General features: G+C 54.4%; 18 protein-coding genes. 8 read left to right on the top strand and 10 right to left on the bottom strand.

The features are described from left to right. Positions 1 to 562: 562 nt before the first annotated feature. From Q9J80_RS09130 to ftsY, 3 genes are all read right to left on the bottom strand, one after another. Complete coding sequence (locus tag Q9J80_RS09130) at positions 563 to 832, bottom strand: DUF3079 domain-containing protein (RefSeq protein WP_301672860.1); 270 nt, start codon at positions 830 to 832, stop codon at positions 563 to 565. Between the two features lie 479 nt (positions 833 to 1,311). Next, positions 1,312 to 1,476 carry a hypothetical protein gene (locus Q9J80_RS09125; RefSeq protein ID WP_301672861.1) on the bottom strand — a complete coding sequence of 55 codons (165 nt, stop codon included), beginning with the start codon at positions 1,474 to 1,476 and terminating at the stop codon, positions 1,312 to 1,314. Positions 1,477 to 1,482: 6 nt separating this feature from the next. Further along, positions 1,483 to 2,793, bottom strand: coding sequence for a signal recognition particle-docking protein FtsY (gene ftsY, locus Q9J80_RS09120; protein ID WP_301672862.1), 1,311 nt, complete (start codon positions 2,791 to 2,793; stop codon positions 1,483 to 1,485). A 145-nt stretch (positions 2,794 to 2,938) separates the two neighbouring features. Between ftsY and msrAB the strand changes: the two genes are divergently transcribed. Next, the gene (msrAB, locus tag Q9J80_RS09115) at positions 2,939 to 4,507 is read left to right on the top strand and encodes a bifunctional peptide-methionine (S)-S-oxide reductase MsrA/peptide-methionine (R)-S-oxide reductase MsrB (protein ID WP_301672863.1); all 1,569 of its coding nucleotides are present in this window, start codon (positions 2,939 to 2,941) and stop codon (positions 4,505 to 4,507) included. 101 nt (positions 4,508 to 4,608) lie between these two features. On the opposite strand, the gene Q9J80_RS09110 is transcribed toward msrAB, so the two are convergent. From Q9J80_RS09110 to Q9J80_RS09100, 3 genes are all read right to left on the bottom strand, one after another. Beyond that, complete coding sequence (locus Q9J80_RS09110) at positions 4,609 to 5,094, bottom strand: CinA family protein (protein ID WP_301672864.1); 486 nt, start codon at positions 5,092 to 5,094, stop codon at positions 4,609 to 4,611. Positions 5,095 to 5,119: 25 nt separating this feature from the next. Continuing rightward, the gene (locus Q9J80_RS09105; RefSeq protein WP_301672865.1) at positions 5,120 to 5,968 is read right to left on the bottom strand and encodes a mechanosensitive ion channel family protein; all 849 of its coding nucleotides are present in this window, start codon (positions 5,966 to 5,968) and stop codon (positions 5,120 to 5,122) included. 94 nt (positions 5,969 to 6,062) lie between these two features. Beyond that, positions 6,063 to 7,064, bottom strand: a complete 1,002-nt coding sequence (locus tag Q9J80_RS09100; protein WP_301672866.1) for a thiamine ABC transporter substrate-binding protein — start codon at positions 7,062 to 7,064, stop codon at positions 6,063 to 6,065. Between the two features lie 58 nt (positions 7,065 to 7,122). On the opposite strand from Q9J80_RS09100, the gene Q9J80_RS09095 reads away from it, so the two are divergent. The 5 genes from Q9J80_RS09095 (at position 7,123) to Q9J80_RS09075 (ending at position 10,476) form a co-directional block, all read left to right on the top strand. Beyond that, a complete protein-coding gene (locus Q9J80_RS09095; protein WP_301672867.1) occupies positions 7,123 to 7,803 on the top strand; it encodes a pyrimidine 5'-nucleotidase in 681 nt (226 codons plus the stop codon). 25 nt (positions 7,804 to 7,828) lie between these two features. Next, positions 7,829 to 8,104 (top strand): spore cortex protein, encoded by a 276-nt coding sequence (locus Q9J80_RS09090; protein WP_304672778.1) that lies wholly within the window; start codon positions 7,829 to 7,831, stop codon positions 8,102 to 8,104. A gap of 54 nt (positions 8,105 to 8,158) precedes the next feature. After that, positions 8,159 to 9,538 carry a bifunctional UDP-N-acetylglucosamine diphosphorylase/glucosamine-1-phosphate N-acetyltransferase GlmU gene (glmU, locus tag Q9J80_RS09085; protein ID WP_301672886.1) on the top strand — a complete coding sequence of 460 codons (1,380 nt, stop codon included), beginning with the start codon at positions 8,159 to 8,161 and terminating at the stop codon, positions 9,536 to 9,538. 49 nt (positions 9,539 to 9,587) lie between these two features. Next, a complete protein-coding gene (locus tag Q9J80_RS09080; protein WP_301672869.1) occupies positions 9,588 to 9,872 on the top strand; it encodes a hypothetical protein in 285 nt (94 codons plus the stop codon). 274 nt (positions 9,873 to 10,146) lie between these two features. Further along, entirely contained in the window at positions 10,147 to 10,476 is a 330-nt protein-coding gene (locus Q9J80_RS09075) for a zinc ribbon domain-containing protein YjdM (RefSeq protein WP_301672870.1), read from the top strand. A gap of 69 nt (positions 10,477 to 10,545) precedes the next feature. Here Q9J80_RS09075 and efeB read toward each other — a convergent pair whose 3' ends face one another. The 3 genes from efeB to efeU all read right to left on the bottom strand — a co-directional run bounded on the left by efeB (position 10,546) and on the right by efeU (position 13,956). Beyond that, on the bottom strand, positions 10,546 to 11,811 hold the full coding sequence (gene efeB / locus Q9J80_RS09070; protein ID WP_101148238.1) for an iron uptake transporter deferrochelatase/peroxidase subunit: 1,266 nt from the start codon (positions 11,809 to 11,811) through the stop codon (positions 10,546 to 10,548). 142 nt (positions 11,812 to 11,953) lie between these two features. Next, positions 11,954 to 13,120 carry an iron uptake system protein EfeO gene (gene efeO / locus Q9J80_RS09065; protein WP_301672871.1) on the bottom strand — a complete coding sequence of 389 codons (1,167 nt, stop codon included), beginning with the start codon at positions 13,118 to 13,120 and terminating at the stop codon, positions 11,954 to 11,956. After that, on the bottom strand, positions 13,117 to 13,956 hold the full coding sequence (gene efeU, locus Q9J80_RS09060; protein WP_118811889.1) for an iron uptake transporter permease EfeU: 840 nt from the start codon (positions 13,954 to 13,956) through the stop codon (positions 13,117 to 13,119). Before efeU ends, efeO begins: the two co-directional genes overlap by 4 nt. Positions 13,957 to 14,163: 207 nt before the next feature. Here efeU and mltA point away from each other — a divergent pair, with 207 nt between their 5' ends. Continuing rightward, positions 14,164 to 15,489 (top strand): murein transglycosylase A, encoded by a 1,326-nt coding sequence (gene mltA, locus Q9J80_RS09055; RefSeq protein ID WP_301672872.1) that lies wholly within the window; start codon positions 14,164 to 14,166, stop codon positions 15,487 to 15,489. 371 nt (positions 15,490 to 15,860) lie between these two features. Here the strand turns inward: mltA and Q9J80_RS09050 are convergent, their stop codons facing one another. Continuing rightward, a complete protein-coding gene (locus tag Q9J80_RS09050; RefSeq protein ID WP_301672873.1) occupies positions 15,861 to 16,382 on the bottom strand; it encodes a hypothetical protein in 522 nt (173 codons plus the stop codon). Positions 16,383 to 16,666: 284 nt separating this feature from the next. Between Q9J80_RS09050 and glmS the strand changes: the two genes are divergently transcribed. Further along, positions 16,667 to 18,505, top strand: a complete 1,839-nt coding sequence (gene glmS, locus Q9J80_RS09045) for a glutamine--fructose-6-phosphate transaminase (isomerizing) (protein ID WP_304671470.1) — start codon at positions 16,667 to 16,669, stop codon at positions 18,503 to 18,505. Positions 18,506 to 18,568 lie beyond the last annotated feature (63 nt).

Here is an 18,568-nt window from a genome sequence, read left to right as displayed (position 1 = left end):
AGGATTAAGGGGGTATTGGGGTAGAATTAGTGGATATTTGAAACGAAAACAGCCGAAAACCTGTGTTGGGGGGTTCGGCTGTTGGGGGAAAAGGAATTTTGCAAAGGTCTCAAACCGACAAAATCATTCCGCCATTGACCGTGTATTTGCGGTTTTAGGGATGGGGTAGCTGGTATTTTTTGCGGGTTAAAGTGGAACAGTGCAGATTGGCGGGATGAAGCCCGCCATTCAGGTTTGCGAACGCCCTGTACGTTGCGGATGTGTATTTGGAATCGGCAGGGAATTTGAATTTGAATTGGTAAAAGCGGTATGGAACGATGAGATTCGGCCCGCCGCATCCTTAAAAACGCATCGGGTTGCGGACATAAATCGGCAAAATGGTTGTCATCGTTAAGCGGGAATGCCGTTCTACCGTTTGTGTTTTTGCATTAATAAGGATGGTGCGGATTGGTGGAATTGGTGGGATAAAGCCCGCCTTACGAAAATGTCCTGCGGATTTATGTTTTTACCGAAACTAAAAATAATTGGCGCAACCCTGCAATCTGCTGGAAACGGTCTGCCGTTACAACCCGGTTTTGTTTTTGAGGGGGAGTTTGACATGGGGTTTGGCGGGTTTCGGGGCTTCTTTCAAACCGAGTTCGATTTGCTGGACTTCGCTCAAGAGGTTGCTCCAGTCGCCTTTTTTGTACCACTCGCGCCCGTCCAGCTCAATGGGGTGTTGGATGCGCTCGCAGCCGTTGCCGCACTGCAAATCGTCTTCGCGGCAATATTTGTCGCAACCCCAGCAGATGCGCTCCGGATTTTTTGGGGAAATGGGGAATTTTTTCGCCATGATATGTGCCTCGTTTTTTTTATTGGATGAAATTATAGGGGATATGGCGGCGGCGGTTTCGGGTTTATACGGTTTTTACGCGCGGGTGTTAAGGTTTGTGAAATGCTGTATGAGGCGGTTTCGGTATTTTATACGGTAGATGTGTCAAGCGCGGGGGTGTTTTTTGGGGATAAGGTGGGGGAGTTGGTAGGATGGGTGGATGGGTGGGCTGAAGCCCACCGCTACGGCTTTCTATAAAAATACCTAAACCGTCATTCCCACGAACCTACATTCCGTCATTCCCACGAAAGTGGGAATCTAGGACTCGGGACTAGAGAAACCTTTTTACCCGATAAGTTTCCGTGCTGACAGGTCTGGATTCCCACTTTCGTGGGAATGACGGCGGAGGGTGGATGATGCCGTCTGAAACTTCACCATTTCCGTCATTCCCGCAACCCTTCGCCATTCCCGTGAAACCGGGAATCTAGAACCTCAAACTTTCAGATAATCTTTAAATATTGCCGCTGCCCGAAGGTCTGGATTCCCACTTTCGTGGGAATGACGATTTGGAAATTACCCAAAACCCAAAAACAACTGAAACCGAACACACTGGATTCCCGCCTGCGCGGGAATGACGGCATCGGTCTGCCGTTTTCAGACGGCATTTCGGCTCAATCCAGCAGTGCGTCCACAAACACGCGTGCGTCAAACGGACGCAAATCGTCTATACCCTCGCCCACGCCGATGTAGCGGACGGGAACTGGACGGTCGGAGGCAAGCGCGGCGAGGATGCCGCCTTTTGCCGTGCCGTCGAGTTTGGTAACGATAAGCCCCGTCAGCCCCAATGCGTCGTCAAAGGCTTTGACTTGGTTGACGGCGTTTTGCCCGATGTTGGCATCAAGCACGACGATGATTTCGTGCGGCGCGTCGGGCATGGCTTTTTGCAACACACGCTTCACTTTTTTGATTTCTTCCATCAAGTGAAGCTGCGTGGGCAGGCGGCCGGCGGTGTCGGCAAGCACAATGTCGATGCCGCGCGCTTTGGCGGCTTGGACGGCATCGAAACAGACGGCGGCGGAATCGCCCGTGGTTTGCGAAATGACGGTTACGTTGTTGCGCTCGCCCCAAGCTTGAAGCTGCTCACGCGCGGCGGCACGGAAAGTATCGCCTGCCGCCAGCAATACGGATTTACCCTGCGCTTGGAAATATTTGGCGAGTTTGCCGATAGACGTGGTTTTGCCCGCGCCGTTGATACCGGCAAGCATAATCACGAAAGGCTCTTTGGTTTCGGGCAAGACCAGCGGTTTTTCCAACGGCTTAATCAAGTCGTACAAAGCTTCTTTCAATGCGCCGCGCAACTCGTTGCCGTCTTTCAGCCCCTTGAGGCTGACGCGGTTGCGCACGTCTTTCATCAGGTATTCCGTCGCTTCCATGCCCATGTCGCTGGTAATCAGCACGGTTTCCAGCTCTTCGTACAAATCTTCGTCGATTTGCCCGCCGCCGAACACGCCCGCCAGCGATTTCGCCATTTTGTCGCGCGATTTGGTCAAACCCTGTTTTAAACGCGCCGCCCAGCTCGGTTTGGATTCTCCGGTTGGCGCGGCGGCTTCAGACGGCATCTCGGCAACGGTTTCTTGAACCTGCTCGACAGCTTCGCTAACTGCCTCAACAGCTTCTTCCTTGACCGCTTCAGCCTGTTCCGCTGCTTCCTCAACAGCATCGGCTACTTCAGACGGCATCGCGGCAACGGTTTCTTCTGTGGATTCAACGCGTTCCGCTTCTTTTTCAACCGCTTCAGACGGCATTGCGCCTGCCGCCGCCGTCCCTTCCGCTTTTTCGGCGGTGTTTTCCCGATTTGTTTCAAACTCTTGGGAAACGGCGGCTTCGGCGCGGTCTGCGGTTTCGGCGGCGGTTTCCGGAATACGGGGTTCTCCCTGGGCGGGCGTTTCCTGTTTTTTCTTGCGACGGAAGAAGCTGAACATTGAATTTTCCTTTTAATTTTAGAAACTTGAAATAGGGCGTATTGTAGCGTATTTTACGCGGCAAGGTTGTCTGAAAATCCGGGCTGTAAGGTTTCGGCATCTCAAACGTCTAATCATACAAACCGTCCACACAGGAAACATCAAAATGAAACACCGTACTTTCTTTTCCCTTTGCGCCAAGTTCGGCTGCCTGCTTGCGCTGGGCGCATGTTCGCCCAAAATTGCCGATGCCGAAGCCGCGACCGTGCCGCACACTTTGTCCACATTAAAAACCGCGGACAACCGCCCCGCAGACGTTTATTTGCAAAAAGGCAAACCGACGCTGATTAAATTCTGGGCGAGCTGGTGTCCTTTGTGTTTGTCCGAACTGGGGCAGACCGAAAAATGGGCGCAGGATGCAAAATTCAGCTCCGCCAACCTGATTACCGTCGCCTCCCCGGGCTTTTTGCACGAGAAAAAAGACGGTGACTTCCAAAAATGGTATGCCGGTTTGAACTATCCCAAGCTGCCCGTCGTTACCGACAACGGCGGCACGATCGCCCAAAGCCTGAATATCGGCGTTTACCCCTCGTGGGCGTTAATCGGTAAAGACGGCGACGTGCAGCGCATCGTCAAAGGCAGCATCAACGAAGCGCAGGCATTGGCGTTAATCCGCGACCCGAATGCCGATTTGGGCCGTCTGAAAAATTCGTTCTACAAACCCGACACACAGAAAAAGGATTCAGCAATCATGAATACGCGCACCATTTACCTCGCAGGCGGCTGCTTCTGGGGCTTGGAAGCCTATTTCCAACGCATAGACGGCGTGGTTGACGCGGTATCCGGCTACGCCAACGGCAAAACGAAAAATCCGAGCTACGAAGACGTGTCCTACCGCCATACGGGTCACGCCGAAACCGTCAAAGTTACCTACGATGCCGACAAACTCAGCCTCGACGACATCCTGCAATACTATTTCCGCGTCGTCGATCCGACCAGCCTCAACAAACAAGGCAACGACACCGGCACGCAATACCGCAGCGGCGTGTACTACACCGACCCTGCCGAAAAAGCCGTCATCGCCGCCGCCCTCAAACGCGAGCAGCAAAAATACAAACTTCCCCTCGTTGTTGAAAACGAGCCGCTGAAAAACTTCTACGATGCCGAGGAATACCATCAGGACTACCTGATTAAAAACCCCAACGGCTACTGCCACATCGACATCCGCAAAGCCGACGAACCGCTGCCGGGCAAAACCAAAGCCGCCCCGCAAGGCAAAGGTTTCGACGCGGCAACGTATAAAAAACCAAGTGCCGCCGAACTCAAACGCACCCTGACCGAAGAGCAATACCAAGTTACCCAACACAGCGCGACCGAATATGCCTTCAGCCACGAATACGACCATCTGTTCAAACCCGGCATTTATGTGGACGTTGTCAGCGGCGAACCCCTGTTCAGCTCCGCCGACAAATTCGATTCCGGCTGCGGCTGGCCGAGCTTCACGCGCCCGATTGATGCAAAATCCGTTACCGAACACGATGATTTCAGCTTCAATATGCGCCGCACCGAAGTCAGAAGCCGCGCCGCCGATTCGCACTTGGGACACGTCTTCCCCGACGGTCCGCGCGACAAAGGCGGGCTGCGCTACTGCATCAACGGCGCGAGCCTGAAATTCATCCCGCTGGAACAAATGGACGCGGCAGGCTACGGCGCGTTGAAAGGCAAAGTGAAATAATCCGCACCGCCGCCCAACCCGACAAAATGCCGTCTGAAACCCGAAACGTTTCAGACGGCATTTTTTATCCGATGGGGATTGTGTTCAGACGGAGATTTTGTTCAGACGGCATCGCCGCCGTTTTCAATCAGCACAGCCAACCTTTCCAACGCAAAGGCGACCGCCTGCGCGCGGACGGATTCGCGGCTGCCGTCAAAACGGCGTATTTCTTCGCAACTTCCGCCCGGAAAGGCAAACCCGAACCAAACCGTGCCGACGGGTTTGCTTTCGCTGCCGCCGCCCGGACCGGCGATGCCGGAAATACCGACGGCGTAATCCGCCTGCGCCACGGCTTTCGCGCCTCGCGCCATCTCGCGGACGGTTTGGCGGCTGACCGCGCCGTGTTCGAGCAGGGTTTCGGGCAACACGCCCAAGCGGTCTTCTTTGGCTTTATTGCTGTATGTTACAAAACTCTGGTCGAACCATTGCGAACTGCCTGCAACGCTTGTGAATGCGGCGGCAAGCATTCCGCCCGTGCAGGATTCGGCACAGCTTACGGTTTGACGTTTTTTCGTCAGGTTTCGGGCGATGGTGTGCAATGCGTCCATTTCCCACTCCCCTTTCAGACGGCGTTTAAGAATTGATGATGTGTATGTCGCGTTGCGGGAACGGGATGTTGATATTGACTTTGCGGAGGTTTTCGACCACTTGTTCGTTCAAGTCGCATTGCAGCGTCCAGCGGTCCGACTCGTGTGCCCAGGCCCACAGTGTGATTTCGATGGCGTTGTCGCCCAAGGCGGTGATGTAGGCGGCGGCCTGCCGCTCTTCGTTTTGAATGCTCAAGGGGTGTTCGGTGGCGGCTTTCAACACCGCCTCTTTCGCCACTTTCAAATCGCAGTTGTAATCGACGCCGACAACCACTTGGGCGCGGCACAGCGGCAGTGTGGAACGGTTGACGATGCTGTTGCCCATCACCACGCTGTTGGGCAGCACGACTTCTTCGTTGTCGGTCGTCCGCAAAGAAGTCTGCACCATTTTGATTTCCCGGACAAACCCTTCAAAACCGCCGACGCGGATAAAGTCGCCGACTTTGAACGGGCGGAACAGGATAATCAGCGCGCCGGCGGCAAAGTTGGACAGTTGGTCTTTCAGGGACAACGCCACCGCCAAACCCGCGCCGCCGATTAAGGCGGTTACGGATGTTGTGGAAACGCCCAACCGACCCAATGCGGCAATAATCACCAAAATCAATAAGCCGATATTGGCAACATTACACAAAAAGCTAATCAGCGTGGCATCGACCTTGGCGCGCGTCATCGCTGCCCTCATCACGGCGACAATGCGTTTCGCCGCCCATTTCCCAATCAGGAAAATAAGCAGCGCGGCGGCAAGGTTCAGCCCGAACGCCCACGCCTTTTCAGCCAGATGCTCCCAGCCGGAAACACTCATCAGGTGTAAAAAATCAAATTGTTTGAAGTCCATTGTTTTTCCTCTCGATCGAACATCCGCCCCGTGCTGCGGAATCGGCACCGGTGTAAAAATGCCGTCTGAAGCCCTGCGGGGCGGCATGCTTGTTTTATTTCAAAACCGTCCTGATCCAACGGGAAACCCATCCGCGCTGGTTCGCATCAATATCGCGCTGCGCGGGGGCGGTGGTGTACGTCGGTGCTTGTGCAAAACGGAACACATCAGGCAGGCGCGTGTTTTTGACGGCGGGGTAAACCCACATTTCGGACGGAACCGCCTGCTGCACTTCCCGACTTTGCAGCCATTGCACCAGTTTTGCCGCCAACTGCGGCTGTTTCGCACCCTTCAAGACCGCCGCGCCTTCGACTTGGCGGAATACGCCGCCTTTTAAAAACAGGTTGCCCGTCGGCGGCTCGCTGTACTTGCCTTTGGAAAAATACACTTCCGCCGCTGGGCTGGCGGCATAACCGACCACCAGCGGATACGCGCCGCCGTTGTGCGAAAAGTCGGTGTAATACGCCTCGCTCCAGCCTTTGGCGACCTTCACGCCGTTCTGCCGCATCTGTGCCCACCATTTGAACGCGCCTTCTTCGCCCATCCCGCTGATGTTCGCCATCAGGAAGCCCAAGCCGGGGGACGACGTGGCGGGGGACGGCACGACCAATAGGTTTTTATATTCGGGGCGGGTCAAATCCTGCAGGGTTTGCGGCAGGGGCAGCTTTTTGCCTTCAAACCATTTTTTGTCGTAATTGATGGACACATAGCCGTAATCGACCGCCAAAGCCGAAGGCAGCCCGACCGCGACGGGGGCGGATCCGGGTTGCGCCGCCGCCAAAATACCCATTTCCCGCGCCTTGCCGATATTGGCGTTGTCCAAACCGTACACCGCGTCGGCAATCGGGTTGGCACGGCTCAAAATCAGTTTGTTGAGCATTTCGTTCGCGCCGCCCGCCTGAATAATCGACACCTTCGCATTGTTTGCCCGCTCGAAGCGCGCAATCAGCCCTTTGGGCAGGCTGAACGACTTATGCACCGCCAGCCTGACTTCCGTCTGCGCCTGCAGGTATGCCGAAACCGCCAGCAGCGGCAGCAGCCAAATTTTCTGTTTCATTCCGAGTCCTCCTCTATTCGCTGTAAAATAACATTCTAACAAATTTTCACGGTTCAAAATGCAAGAAAACCCGACCGTGTGGCTGTTCGACCTCGACAACACGCTGCACGATGCCGACGCAGGCATCTTCACACTCATCAACCGCTCTATGACACGCTATATGGCACGCCGCCTCAAACTCTCCGAATCCGCCGCGTCCGACCTGCGTCAAGACTATTGGCACCGTTACGGCGCAACGCTCGCCGGACTGCAAATCCACCATCCCGAAATTGACATTGCGGAATTTTTACGCGAAAGCCATCCGGTCGATGCAATCCTGACCAAGCTGCACGGCATGGAGGACACGGAACACACCCTATGCCGTCTGAACGGGCGCAAGGCGGTTTTTTCCAACGGTCCGTCGTTTTACGTCCGTGCCGTTGTCGGCGCACTCGGTTTGGAAAACTGTTTCGACGCACTGTTCGGCACGGATGATTTCGGCCTGCTCTACAAACCCAATCCGCAAGCCTATCTCAATGTCTGCCGCCTGCTGGACGTACCGCCCGAATGCTGCATTATGGTGGACGACAGCGCGGACAACCTGCATCAGGCAAAAGCATTGGGCATGAAAACCGTCTGGTTCGGTGCAAAATCCCACGCGCTACCCTTTATCGATGCCTGCGCACGCGATATGGCGCAACTGGCACAGTATGCAGAAACTTTGTCAGAACGCCGCCAAAATCATTACAATACCCCCTAAATCCTGAAAATACGAAAGAAAAGCCATGCGTAAAACCTTCCTTATCCTGATAACTGCCGCCGCCGCCCTTTTGTCGGGCTGCGCGTGGGAAACTTATCAAGACGGCAACGGCAAGACCGCCGTCCGTCAAAAATATCCTGCCGGTACACCCGTTTATTACCAAGACGGCAGCTACTCGAAAAATATGAACTACAACCAATACCGCCCCGAACGCCATACCGTGTTACCCAACCAAACCGGCAACAACGCCGACGAAGAGCATCGCCAACACTGGCAAAAACCAAAGTTTCAAAACCGATAAACCCGCCCGATGCCGTCTGAAGCCGCTTCAGACGGCATCGCACAGGAAAACGCTATGCCACACAATACTTTAAACATCGTCATCCTCGCCGCAGGCAAAGGCACGCGCATGTATTCGCAAAAGCCCAAGGTTTTACACGAAATCGGCAGCGAAACAATGCTTGAGCGCGTTATCGACACCGCTGCCGCACTGAATCCGCAAAACATCTGCGTCGTCATCGGACACGGCAAAGAGCAAGTTTTAGACACCGTCAAACGCAATGTCGTTTGGGTCGAACAAACCGAACAGCTCGGCACCGGCCACGCCGTCAAAACCGCCCTGCCGCACCTGTCTGCCGAAGGCCGCACGCTGGTGTTGTACGGCGACGTTCCCCTGATTGACGTTGAAACCCTCAAAACCCTGCTCGAAGCCGCAGGCGACGAAGTCGGGCTGTTGACTGATGTTCCCACCGACCCGACAGGCTTGGGGCGCATCATCCGTGACGGCAACGGCAGCGTAACCGCCATTGTCGAAGAAAAAGACGCAAGTGCCGCCCAAAAAGCCATCCGCGAAATCAACACAGGCATCCTCGTCCTGCCCAACGCCAAACTGGAAAACTGGCTGAACAGCCTTTCCAGCAACAATGCCCAAGGCGAATACTATCTGACCGACCTCATCGCCAAAGCCGTTTCAGACGGCATCAAAGTCCGCCCCGTCCGAGTGCGCGCCTCCCACCTCGCCGCCGGCGTGAACAACAAACTCCAGCTCGCCGAACTCGAACGCATCTTCCAAACCGGACAGGCGCAAGAATTGCTCAAAGCAGGCGTTACCCTGCGCGATCCGGCGCGTTTCGATTTGCGGGGTCGTCTGAAACACGGACAGGATGTCGTGATTGATGTGAACTGTATCTTTGAAGGCGAAGTCGAAATCGGCGACAACGTCGAAATCGGCGCAAACTGCGTCATCAAAAACGCCAAAATCGGCGCAAACAGCAAAATCGCCGCCTTCTCCCACCTCGAAGACTGCGAAGTCGGCGAAAACAACCGAATCGGCCCATACGCCCGCCTGCGTCCGCAAGCACACCTTTCAGACGACGTACACGTCGGCAACTTCGTCGAAATCAAAAACGCCGCCATCGGCAAAGGCACCAAAGCCAACCACCTCACCTACATCGGCGATGCCGAAGTCGGCAGCAAAACCAACTTCGGCGCAGGTACGATTATTGCCAACTACGACGGCGTGCACAAACACAAAACCGTCATCGGCGACGAAGTGCGCATCGGTTCAAACTGCGTACTGGTTGCCCCTGTCACACTGGGCAACAAAGTAACCACAGGCGCAGGCAGCACGATTACCCGCAATGTCGAAGACAACAAACTCGCCCTCGCCCGCGCCCGCCAAACCGTCATCGAAGGCTGGAAGCGTCCCGAAAAAACAAGCAATTTAGCGAAGTAACAGGTATTCCAAATATTTCTGATAAATATAAAGAACAAGGAGTAAAAAAATGAAAGTAATCACTATTACATTGTTTACTAGCTGCATACTATCTGGATGCTATGGGCTTGAATATGGAATGAGTGGCGGCATTCCTCATGATGACTGGGCAAGAGGTAGCCATGTTAGTCAAGCCAAAGCAGATGCTGCGTGGAAAGAATGTTCTGACAAATATATGTGGAATGGTGGTTCAATATTAGTAGAACAATGTATGAATGATAAAGGACTAATACGTTTATCTGAAATACGTCGTAGGCAAAAGATAGCAGAAACACAAAGAGCAGTAATTAAGTAACAATAATGAAATACTACTGTTCCCGAACAAAGACCGTGTTTTAAGATTGCGCCGATTTGCCCATACGTTTCAACACACAGGACGACACATAAAGCGTCGCCCTATGAAATGCCGGACAGGCATCGTCCGATTATTTGGCGAGATGGTTTTATTCAACCCCATCCCTGTTCCGACACCGTTTTGAAACACAGGTAAAACCCGACAATGCCGTCTGAAACCGGTTTCAGGTTTCAGACGGCATCCCGAAACAAACATCCGATAAGGACGGCAAACCATGTCATTACCCCCATGCCCGCAATGCGCCTCCGAATACACCTATGAAGACGGCAGACAATACATCTGCCCCGAATGCGCCCACGAATGGAATGAAACCGAATCCGCCGCCGACCTTGAGGCGGAAGTGCTCGATGCCAACGGCGCGGCACTGCAAAACGGCGACACCGTCATCCTCATCAAAGACCTCAAGGTAAAAGGCAGCTCGATGACGATCAAACAAGGTACAAAAGTCAAAGGCATACGCCTACAGGAAGGCGATCACAACATCGCCTGCAAAATCGACGGCAGCGCGATGAATTTAAAATCTGAATTCGTCAAAAAAGCCTGACCGCCCAAACAGTAAAATGCCGTCTGAACCCCTTATCGGATTCAGACGGCATTTGTCCGTCAGGCAGGTTTATACGCCCAGCAGCCCTTGTCCCAAGAAGCCGCCTTTTTCCACGCCAGGCAGCACGAAGAAATAGCCGCCGCCGAAGGGGCTGATGTATTCTTCCAGCGGTTCGCCGTTGAGGAGGTTTTGCACGAAGATGAATCCGTCGGCAAGGTTTGCCTGATAGCAGACGAACACCAGCCCGACATCAAGCTGTCCGCTTGAGGCGAGTCCGCGCGAATAGCTGTAGGCGCGGCGGAAGAGGCGGTGTTTTTTGAGGAATTCGGGATCGCGCGGATTCGCCAGGCGTATATGGCTGTCTTTGGGCGTGGTATTGCCCTCGGGGTCTTTGGCAAAATCCGGTTGGTCGGCTTCTTTTTTACCGTCCATCGGCGCGCCGCTGTATTTGCGCCGCCCGAAAATGTCGGTTTGCTCTTGAAGCGGCGTCCTGTCCCAAAATTCGACAAAGTGGCGGATAAGGCGGACTGCCTGATAGCTGCCGTTTTTCGCCCACTCCGGTTCGTCAAGGCTGTTGGCGGCCACACCCGTCCACAAAACCTCGTCGGCGGTTTTAGGATCGGAAACCTTGGGGTTGCCCGTGCCGTCGCGGAAGCCCAACAGGTTGCGCGCCGCCATTGCGCCGGGTTCGGATTTAGGCTGCCATCCGTCGATACTCCAGCGGATAACGGCGGTTTGGGCGGTGTGTTTTATGATGTCGCGCAGGGCGGCTTGGCAGGTTTCGGGGGTGAAGGCGCAGATTTGCAGGCTCAAATCGCCGTCGCACCAGCTTTTTTGCAGCTTATCGTTGGAGAAGTCGCGCATTTCCTGCAAATGAACCGGTTTTTTGTCTTTGAGTCCGAATCGGCCGTCAAACAAGCTGCTGCCCACCCCCACGGTAACGGTCAACCCGTCGGGGTTGAAGGCTTTGCCCAAAATGCCGCTGCCGGCGGGTGGAAGTTTGTCGTCGCCGTCTTGGTATTCGCCGCCTTGGGTGAGAAACTCGATGCGGGCGGTCAGTGTGCGGAACAGGTTTTCCAGTTGCTTGGCACTTTGCGCGGTTACGTCGAAGGCGCACATAATGGAAAACGCCTGCTGCGGCGTAACGATGCCTGCCTGATGTTCGCCGTAGCAGGGATAAGCTTGGGGCGAGTGTTGGCTTTCAGCGGTGCGTTCGGCGGTTTCGCCCTGTTTTTTGCCGCCGAGATAACCTCCGATTGCGCCGACTGCTCCGGCTGCGATCGCAGTTTTAAAGAGAGTGCGCCTGGTCGGTTGTGTCGGGTTATTCGTACTCATGTTTTATCCTTTGTTTAAACTCTGTATCCGATACGGCGGAACGCGGGGAACGGAAACCTCCGCCTTTTTCAATACCTTTCCGGTTTTGCAGATAAAATTTCAGACGGCATCTGTCGCCAAATGCCGTCTGAACGCTTAAGGCTTATTTCAAACCGAGTATGCCGCGAAGTTGGGCAAGGTCTTCGGCAAGCGCGTTGACAGGGGCTTGTAACGCTTTGCGGTCGGCCTCGCTCAGCTTGTCGTAGGTTTCAAAACCGTCTTTGGTGCGGTATTTCGCCAGAATTTCGTTGACCTGTTTGAAGTTGGTATCGGTTTTTTCCAACAAGGCTTTATTTTTGGCCTCGATCAGCGGACGGAACAAATCGACGATTTTTTTAGATCCGTCCACATTAGCTTGGAAATCGCTCAAATCGGTGTGGCTGTACCGGTCTTCTTCGCCGCTGATTTTACTGCCCGCCACTTCTTCAATCAGTTCGGACGCGCCGCCGACCACTTTGCCCGGAGGGAACGCCAATGCGTCGATTTCTTTTTGCAGGGCTTCGACATCGGTCATCAGCTTGGCTGCAATCTCCTTCACGCCGGATACGTCTTTTTCTACCCAAAGGGCGTGTTCGATACGGTGGAACCCGGTAAACCCGGCATCTTTCGCACCGTCTTTGAAGTCGTCTTCACGCGCATCGATGACAGGGTCGAGTTCGCTGAAAAGCTCGGCAATCGGTTCGATGCGTTCGTAATGGACGCGGGTGGCGGCGAACAGGGATTTCGCCTTTTCAATGTCGCCTGCTTTGACGGCTTCGGTAAAGGTTTTGGTTTTCGCCACCAGCTCTTTGACTTCGCCTTGAACGTAGGCTTTATAGTCGGCGAGCGGTTGGGACAGTTTTTCCAAATCCGCTTCATTGGCGGTGTCTTTAAAGCCGCTGTCGGTAACCACCAACTTGCCGCGCGGATTGGTCAAAAGGCCGCAGGTCATTTCGTATTCGCCCGGCAGCAGGGTTACAGTCATTTTGTCGGAAAGCCCGGGGGCGATGTTTTCGCGCTCGTCCACCACCATCACACCCTTCAGGATTTCCCATTCGAGCTTGCGGCCGCTGTTGTTTTTAATGTTGAACACAACCTGTCCGCTCGGTACGGTCAGATTCATCGGTTCGCAGGCATTGTCGTTGACGGCGATACTGACCGAACCGCCTTCGTTGGCGGCTTGCGCCTCACCGGACGCGGCCGGCGCGGCTTTCTCCGCTTCCGGCGGCTGGCAAGCAGTCAAACCTAAGGTAAGCATCACGGACAATGCAGTCAAATTGAGTTTTCTCATTTCAGCTCCTCTTTACGGGTTAAAGTTTCAGACGACCTACTGCCGCGTAAAAACCAAGTCATGACGGGAATAAGGTACAGCAGCCAAACCAAGGCCTCGCCCTGCGTCGGATGGTCGGTATAGCCGAAAAATCCGCCAAGCAGCACGCCCAACGGACTGTCTTCGTGCAAATATTTTGATGAGTCGAACACAATATCCTGAAGCGCGTTCCAAATGCCTGCTTCGTGCAGCGCACGCAGCGAACCGGCAAGCAGACCGGCAGCAACGACAATCAGAAACGCCCCTGTCCAACGGAAAAACTTCGCCAGATTCAGGCGCATCCCGCCCTGATAAATCAACGCGCCAATCACGGCGGCAGCCAAAACCCCCGCTACCGCACCAGCCGGCATCTGCCACGTCGGGCTCTGTTTGAATACGGCAAGCAGGAAAAAAACGCTCTCCAGACCTTCGCGCGCCACGGCAAGAAACGCCATACCGACCAAGGCCCATCCTTGACCGCTGCCACGGTTCAAAGCCGCCTGCACGGAGTCCTGAAGCTGCTGCTTCATCGAACGCGCCGCCTTTTTCATCCATAAAATCATATAAGTCAGCATCGCGACGGCAACCAAACCGATAATACCGACGACGAACTCCTGCTGCTTCTGGGGAATCTCGCCCGTTGCCGAATGGATGCCGTATCCGATACCCAAACACATCAAAGAAGCAAGGACAACCCCGAACCAGACCTTAGGCATCAGTTTGGAATGTCCGGACTGTTTCAAAAAACCCGCAACGATACCGACAATCAGTGCAGCTTCGATACCCTCGCGCAACATAATTAAAAAAGCAACCAGCATAAGTATCAGTTTATAAGTAAATGGACGGTATATTATCAGGACATTTATATGACTTGTAAATAAGAATACAAACTATTTTGCCATATTTTTTTCAAACTACCCCACCGCCGGAAAACTTCAGGGCTGTGTTAAAATCTCCTTTTTCAAACCTTTAAAAAATCAGTTGCTTGAAAATCCGACTCAAGTATTTCAACGTCATTGCCCATTATGAAAAAACACCTGTTTCAAACGGCACTATTCAGCATGGTTGCCGCCATTCTTGCCGCCTGTCAAAGCAAAAGCATCCAACCCCTCCCGATTCCTGATACATCCGTTATTCAAGGCCCCGACCGCCCTGCGGGTACCCCTTTTCCTGTCGGCACTACGGTTTCAGGCGGAGGGGCGGTTTACACGGCGGTTCCTCACGACAGCCTGCCGCACTGGAGCGCGCAAAACTTTACCCAGAGCCTACAGTCTTTCCGGCTTGGCTGCTCAAATTTGAAAAACCGCCAAGGCTGGCAGGATGTGTGCGCCCAAGCCTTTCAAACCCCCGTCCATTCCTTTCAGGCAAAACAGTTTTTTGAACGCTATTTCACGCCGTGGCAGGTTGCAGGCAACGGAAGCCTTGCCGGTACGGTTACCGGCTATTACGAGCCGGTGCTGAAGGGCGACGACAGGCGGACGGAACAGGCCCGCTTCCCGATTTACGGCATTCCCGACGATTTTATCTCCGTCCCCCTGCCTGCCGGTTTGCGGAGCGGAAAAGCCCTTGTCCGCATCAGGCAGACGGGAAAAAACAGCGGCACAATCGACAATGCCGGAGGCACGCATACCGCCGACCTCTCCCGATTCCCCATCACCGCGCGCACAACGGCAATCAAAGGCAGGTTTGAAGGAAGCCGCTTCCTCCCCTACCACACGCGCAACCAAATCAACGGCGGCGCGCTTGACGGCAAAGCCCCGATACTCGGTTACGCCGAAGACCCCGTCGAACTCTTTTTTATGCACATCCAAGGCTCGGGCCGTCTGAAAACCCCGTCCGGCAAATACATCCGCATCGGCTACGCCGACAAAAACGAGCATCCGTATGTTTCCATCGGAAAATACATGGCGGATAAGGGCTACCTCAAGCTCGGGCAAACCTCCATGCAGGGCATCAAAGCCTATATGCGGCAAAATCCGCAACGCCTCGCCGAAGTTTTAGGGCAAAACCCCAGCTATATCTTTTTCCGCGAGCTTGCCGGAAGCGGCAATGACGGCCCCGTCGGCGCACTGGGCACGCCGCTGATGGGCGAATACGCCGGCGCGATCGACCGGCACTACATTACCTTGGGCGCGCCCTTATTTGTCGCCACCGCCCACCCGGTTACCCGCAAAGCCCTCAACCGCCTGATTATGGCGCAGGATACCGGCAGCGCGATTAAAGGCGCGGTGCGCGTGGATTATTTCTGGGGTTACGGCGACGAAGCAGGGGAAACGGCTGGTAAAATGAAAGAACCGGGTTACGTCTGGCAGCTTCTACCCAACGGCATGAAGCCCGAATACCGGCCGTAAACCGGCAAAACAATGCCGTCTGAAGCCCATCACGGCCAATCGGGCGCATTAAGGCGAAGTTTTGCGATACCGCAGGCACAAGCCTGCCGGTCGGACAAAATGCCTTTTTTATAGTGGATTACAAAACCAGTACGGCTTTGCCTCGCCTTGCCGTACTATTCGGCTTCGTCGCCTTATCCTGATTTTTGTTAATCCACTATATTTGACGGAATGGATTTCCGCCCAAACGGAAATACCCCTTGCAAACGAACAGAATCAAACGGATATTCAAACGCGTCCGAACAAAAAAAGGCGGACATTCCTGCCCGCCCGTACCGGTACGGAAACCGCACGTCCGATTCGGACGGCGGCATCCTCCCGGTTATCCTCCGCTAAAGCAACAATGCCCGGGGTCTGCCGTTGCATTTGATTTCTTTTTCCAATTCGTCAAACTCGGCTTCAAACCGCTGTTTTAATTGCTCGATCGCCGCCTGACGCTGCTGATACGTTTGGTTTGACGGCAACGCATTTTGCGCGTCGAGGTATGCCTGTGCCGTTTGTCCGCACTTTTTCTGATGGGCGATGATTTTGTCCTTCATCGCCGCATCGGTTTTGACATACTGCCTGCGTTCGACATACAGCTCTTTCCCGTCGTCGGAAAGTTTGATCGGGATTTCCCCTATCCCCGTGTTTATCGAAAGCGCGCCGTCTTTTTCAGACAAAAGCAAAGACTTTTCCTTGCCTGTAAATACGTTGATTTTATTAAGGAAATAATTGCCTTTTTCTTTTTTGACGGCAATCATACCCTCTTTTTTGTCCGACTTTTCGCGCCAATACCCCTCGTAACCGCTGGCATCCTTACCGCAGCCCGCCAACACTGCCGCTACGCCGACGGCCAAAAGCATTTGTTTCATTTCCATACTCCGTTAACATTAAGACCGGGCGAGTATATTGTTTTTTTTTTTCAGCTTGTCAATATTGATTTGCAAAAACTATAAACTAGTAGCAGGCAATGCCGTCTGAACGCCTTTCACGGGCAGACAGGGAAATCCCTCCTTTTTTTGAGCAAGCCCAAGCCTTCAGACGGCATTTTGCTGTTTTCCGGTGCGGGAGGCGGTTTATAATCCGAAGCGGAAGGTGCGGCACGGGAGCCGTCCGCGCCTGTTTTTTTTTTTCAACCGGATACTAAGGAACAGTTATGTGCGGTATCGTCGGCGCCATCCGCGCCCATCACAACGTCGTCGATTTTCTGACCGACGGACTCAAACGCCTCGAATACCGGGGTTATGATTCATCAGGCATTGCCGTCAACACCGACGGCAAAATCAAACGCGTGCGCCGCGTCGGACGCGTGCAGCTTATGGAGGACGCGGCACGCGAAAAAGGAATAGCGGGCAGCATCGGCATCGGTCATACGCGCTGGGCGACACACGGCGGCGTAACCGAGCCGAACGCCCACCCGCACATCAGCGGCGGGATGATTGCCGTCGTCCACAACGGCATCATCGAAAACTTTGAAAGCGAACGCAAACGCTTGGAAGGTTTGGGATACCGTTTTGAATCGCAAACGGATACCGAAGTCATCGCCCACAGCATCAATCACGAATACGCGCAAAACGGCGGCAGGCTGTTTGAAGCGGTACAGGAAGCGGTCAAACGTTTCCACGGCGCATACGCCATCGCGGTTATTGCCCAAGACAAGCCTGATGAATTAGTTGTGGCGCGTATGGGCTGCCCGCTTTTGGTCGCTTTGGGCGACGATGAAACCTTTATCGCTTCGGACGTGTCCGCCGTCATCGCCTTTACGCGCCGCGTGGCGTACCTCGAAGACGGCGACATCGCGCTGCTGGCTTCAGACGGCATCAAAAGGCTGACCGATAAAAACGGCCTGTCCGCCGAACGCAAAGTCAAGGTATCCGAACTCTCCCTTGCTTCTTTGGAACTGGGCCCGTACAGCCACTTTATGCAAAAGGAAATCCACGAGCAGCCCCGCGCGATTGCGGACACGGCGGAGGTTTTCCTCGACGGCGGCTTCATCCCCGAAAACTTCGGCAAAAACGCCAAAAGCGTGTTTGAAAGCATCCGCAGCGTCAAAATCCTTGCCTGCGGCACGTCCTATTACGCCGCGCTGACCGCCAAATATTGGTTGGAATCCATCGCCAAAATCCCGGCCGATGTCGAAATCGCCAGCGAATACCGATACCGCAGCGTGATTGCCGACCCCGACCAACTGGTCATTACCATTTCCCAATCCGGCGAAACGCTGGACACGATGGAGGCTTTGAAATACGCCAAATCTTTGGGACACCGCCACAGCCTTTCTATCTGCAACGTGATGGAATCCGCCCTGCCGCGCGAAAGCAGCCTCGTGCTTTATACCCGTGCCGGTGCGGAAATCGGCGTCGCCTCGACCAAAGCATTTACCACGCAACTGGTCGCTCTGTTCGGTTTGGCGGTAACGCTGGCGAAGGTACGCGGCTTGGTATCCGGCGAAGATGAAGCACGTTACACCGAAGAACTCCGCCAGCTTCCCGGCAGCGTGCAGCACGCTTTGAACCTCGAACCGCAAATTGCCGCTTGGGCGCAACAGTTTGCTAAGAAAACCAGCGCGCTGTTTTTAGGGCGCGGCATCCATTACCCGATTGCCCTCGAAGGCGCGTTGAAGCTGAAGGAAATCACCTACATTCACGCCGAAGCCTATCCTGCCGGCGAACTGAAGCACGGGCCGCTTGCCTTGGTGGACGAAAACATGCCCGTCGTCGTCATCGCGCCCAACGACAGCCTGTTGGACAAAGTCAAAGCCAATATGCAGGAAGTCGGCGCACGCGGCGGCGAACTTTTCGTCTTTGCCGACCTCGACAGCAATTTTAATGCCACCGAAGGCGTGCACGTTATCCGCGCACCGCGCCATGTCGGAGAATTGTCCCCCGTCGTGCATACTATCCCCGTGCAGCTTCTTTCCTACCATGTCGCCCTCGCACGCGGTACCGATGTGGACAAACCGCGCAACCTGGCGAAATCCGTTACGGTCGAATAAGTCCGGACAGTTTGCGAACATGCCGTCTGAAGCCTGATTTTTCAGGCTTCAGACGGCATTTAC

The organism is Neisseria blantyrii (assembly GCF_962747855.1).
Classification (GTDB): domain Bacteria; phylum Pseudomonadota; class Gammaproteobacteria; order Burkholderiales; family Neisseriaceae; genus Neisseria; species Neisseria viridiae.
This window is presented reverse-complemented; position numbering and strand designations above follow the sequence as displayed.

Excerpts from the sequence above, each read along its gene's own strand:
- Q9J80_RS09130 (WP_301672860.1), bottom strand. The coding sequence starts at position 832 with ATGGCGAAAAAATTCCCCATTTCCCCAAAAAATCCGGAGCGCATCTGC.
- Q9J80_RS09125 (WP_301672861.1), bottom strand. The coding sequence starts at position 1,476 with ATGCCGTCTGAAAACGGCAGACCGATGCCGTCATTCCCGCGCAGGCGG.
- ftsY (WP_301672862.1), bottom strand. The coding sequence starts at position 2,793 with ATGTTCAGCTTCTTCCGTCGCAAGAAAAAACAGGAAACGCCCGCCCAG.
- msrAB (WP_301672863.1), top strand. The coding sequence starts at position 2,939 with ATGAAACACCGTACTTTCTTTTCCCTTTGCGCCAAGTTCGGCTGCCTG.
- Q9J80_RS09110 (WP_301672864.1), bottom strand. The coding sequence starts at position 5,094 with ATGGACGCATTGCACACCATCGCCCGAAACCTGACGAAAAAACGTCAA.
- Q9J80_RS09105 (WP_301672865.1), bottom strand. The coding sequence starts at position 5,968 with ATGGACTTCAAACAATTTGATTTTTTACACCTGATGAGTGTTTCCGGC.
- Q9J80_RS09100 (WP_301672866.1), bottom strand. The coding sequence starts at position 7,064 with ATGAAACAGAAAATTTGGCTGCTGCCGCTGCTGGCGGTTTCGGCATAC.
- Q9J80_RS09095 (WP_301672867.1), top strand. The coding sequence starts at position 7,123 with ATGCAAGAAAACCCGACCGTGTGGCTGTTCGACCTCGACAACACGCTG.
- Q9J80_RS09090 (WP_304672778.1), top strand. The coding sequence starts at position 7,829 with ATGCGTAAAACCTTCCTTATCCTGATAACTGCCGCCGCCGCCCTTTTG.
- glmU (WP_301672886.1), top strand. The coding sequence starts at position 8,159 with ATGCCACACAATACTTTAAACATCGTCATCCTCGCCGCAGGCAAAGGC.
- Q9J80_RS09080 (WP_301672869.1), top strand. The coding sequence starts at position 9,588 with ATGAAAGTAATCACTATTACATTGTTTACTAGCTGCATACTATCTGGA.
- Q9J80_RS09075 (WP_301672870.1), top strand. The coding sequence starts at position 10,147 with ATGTCATTACCCCCATGCCCGCAATGCGCCTCCGAATACACCTATGAA.
- efeB (WP_101148238.1), bottom strand. The coding sequence starts at position 11,811 with ATGAGTACGAATAACCCGACACAACCGACCAGGCGCACTCTCTTTAAA.
- efeO (WP_301672871.1), bottom strand. The coding sequence starts at position 13,120 with ATGAGAAAACTCAATTTGACTGCATTGTCCGTGATGCTTACCTTAGGT.
- efeU (WP_118811889.1), bottom strand. The coding sequence starts at position 13,956 with ATGCTGGTTGCTTTTTTAATTATGTTGCGCGAGGGTATCGAAGCTGCA.
- mltA (WP_301672872.1), top strand. The coding sequence starts at position 14,164 with ATGAAAAAACACCTGTTTCAAACGGCACTATTCAGCATGGTTGCCGCC.
- Q9J80_RS09050 (WP_301672873.1), bottom strand. The coding sequence starts at position 16,382 with ATGAAACAAATGCTTTTGGCCGTCGGCGTAGCGGCAGTGTTGGCGGGC.
- glmS (WP_304671470.1), top strand. The coding sequence starts at position 16,667 with ATGTGCGGTATCGTCGGCGCCATCCGCGCCCATCACAACGTCGTCGAT.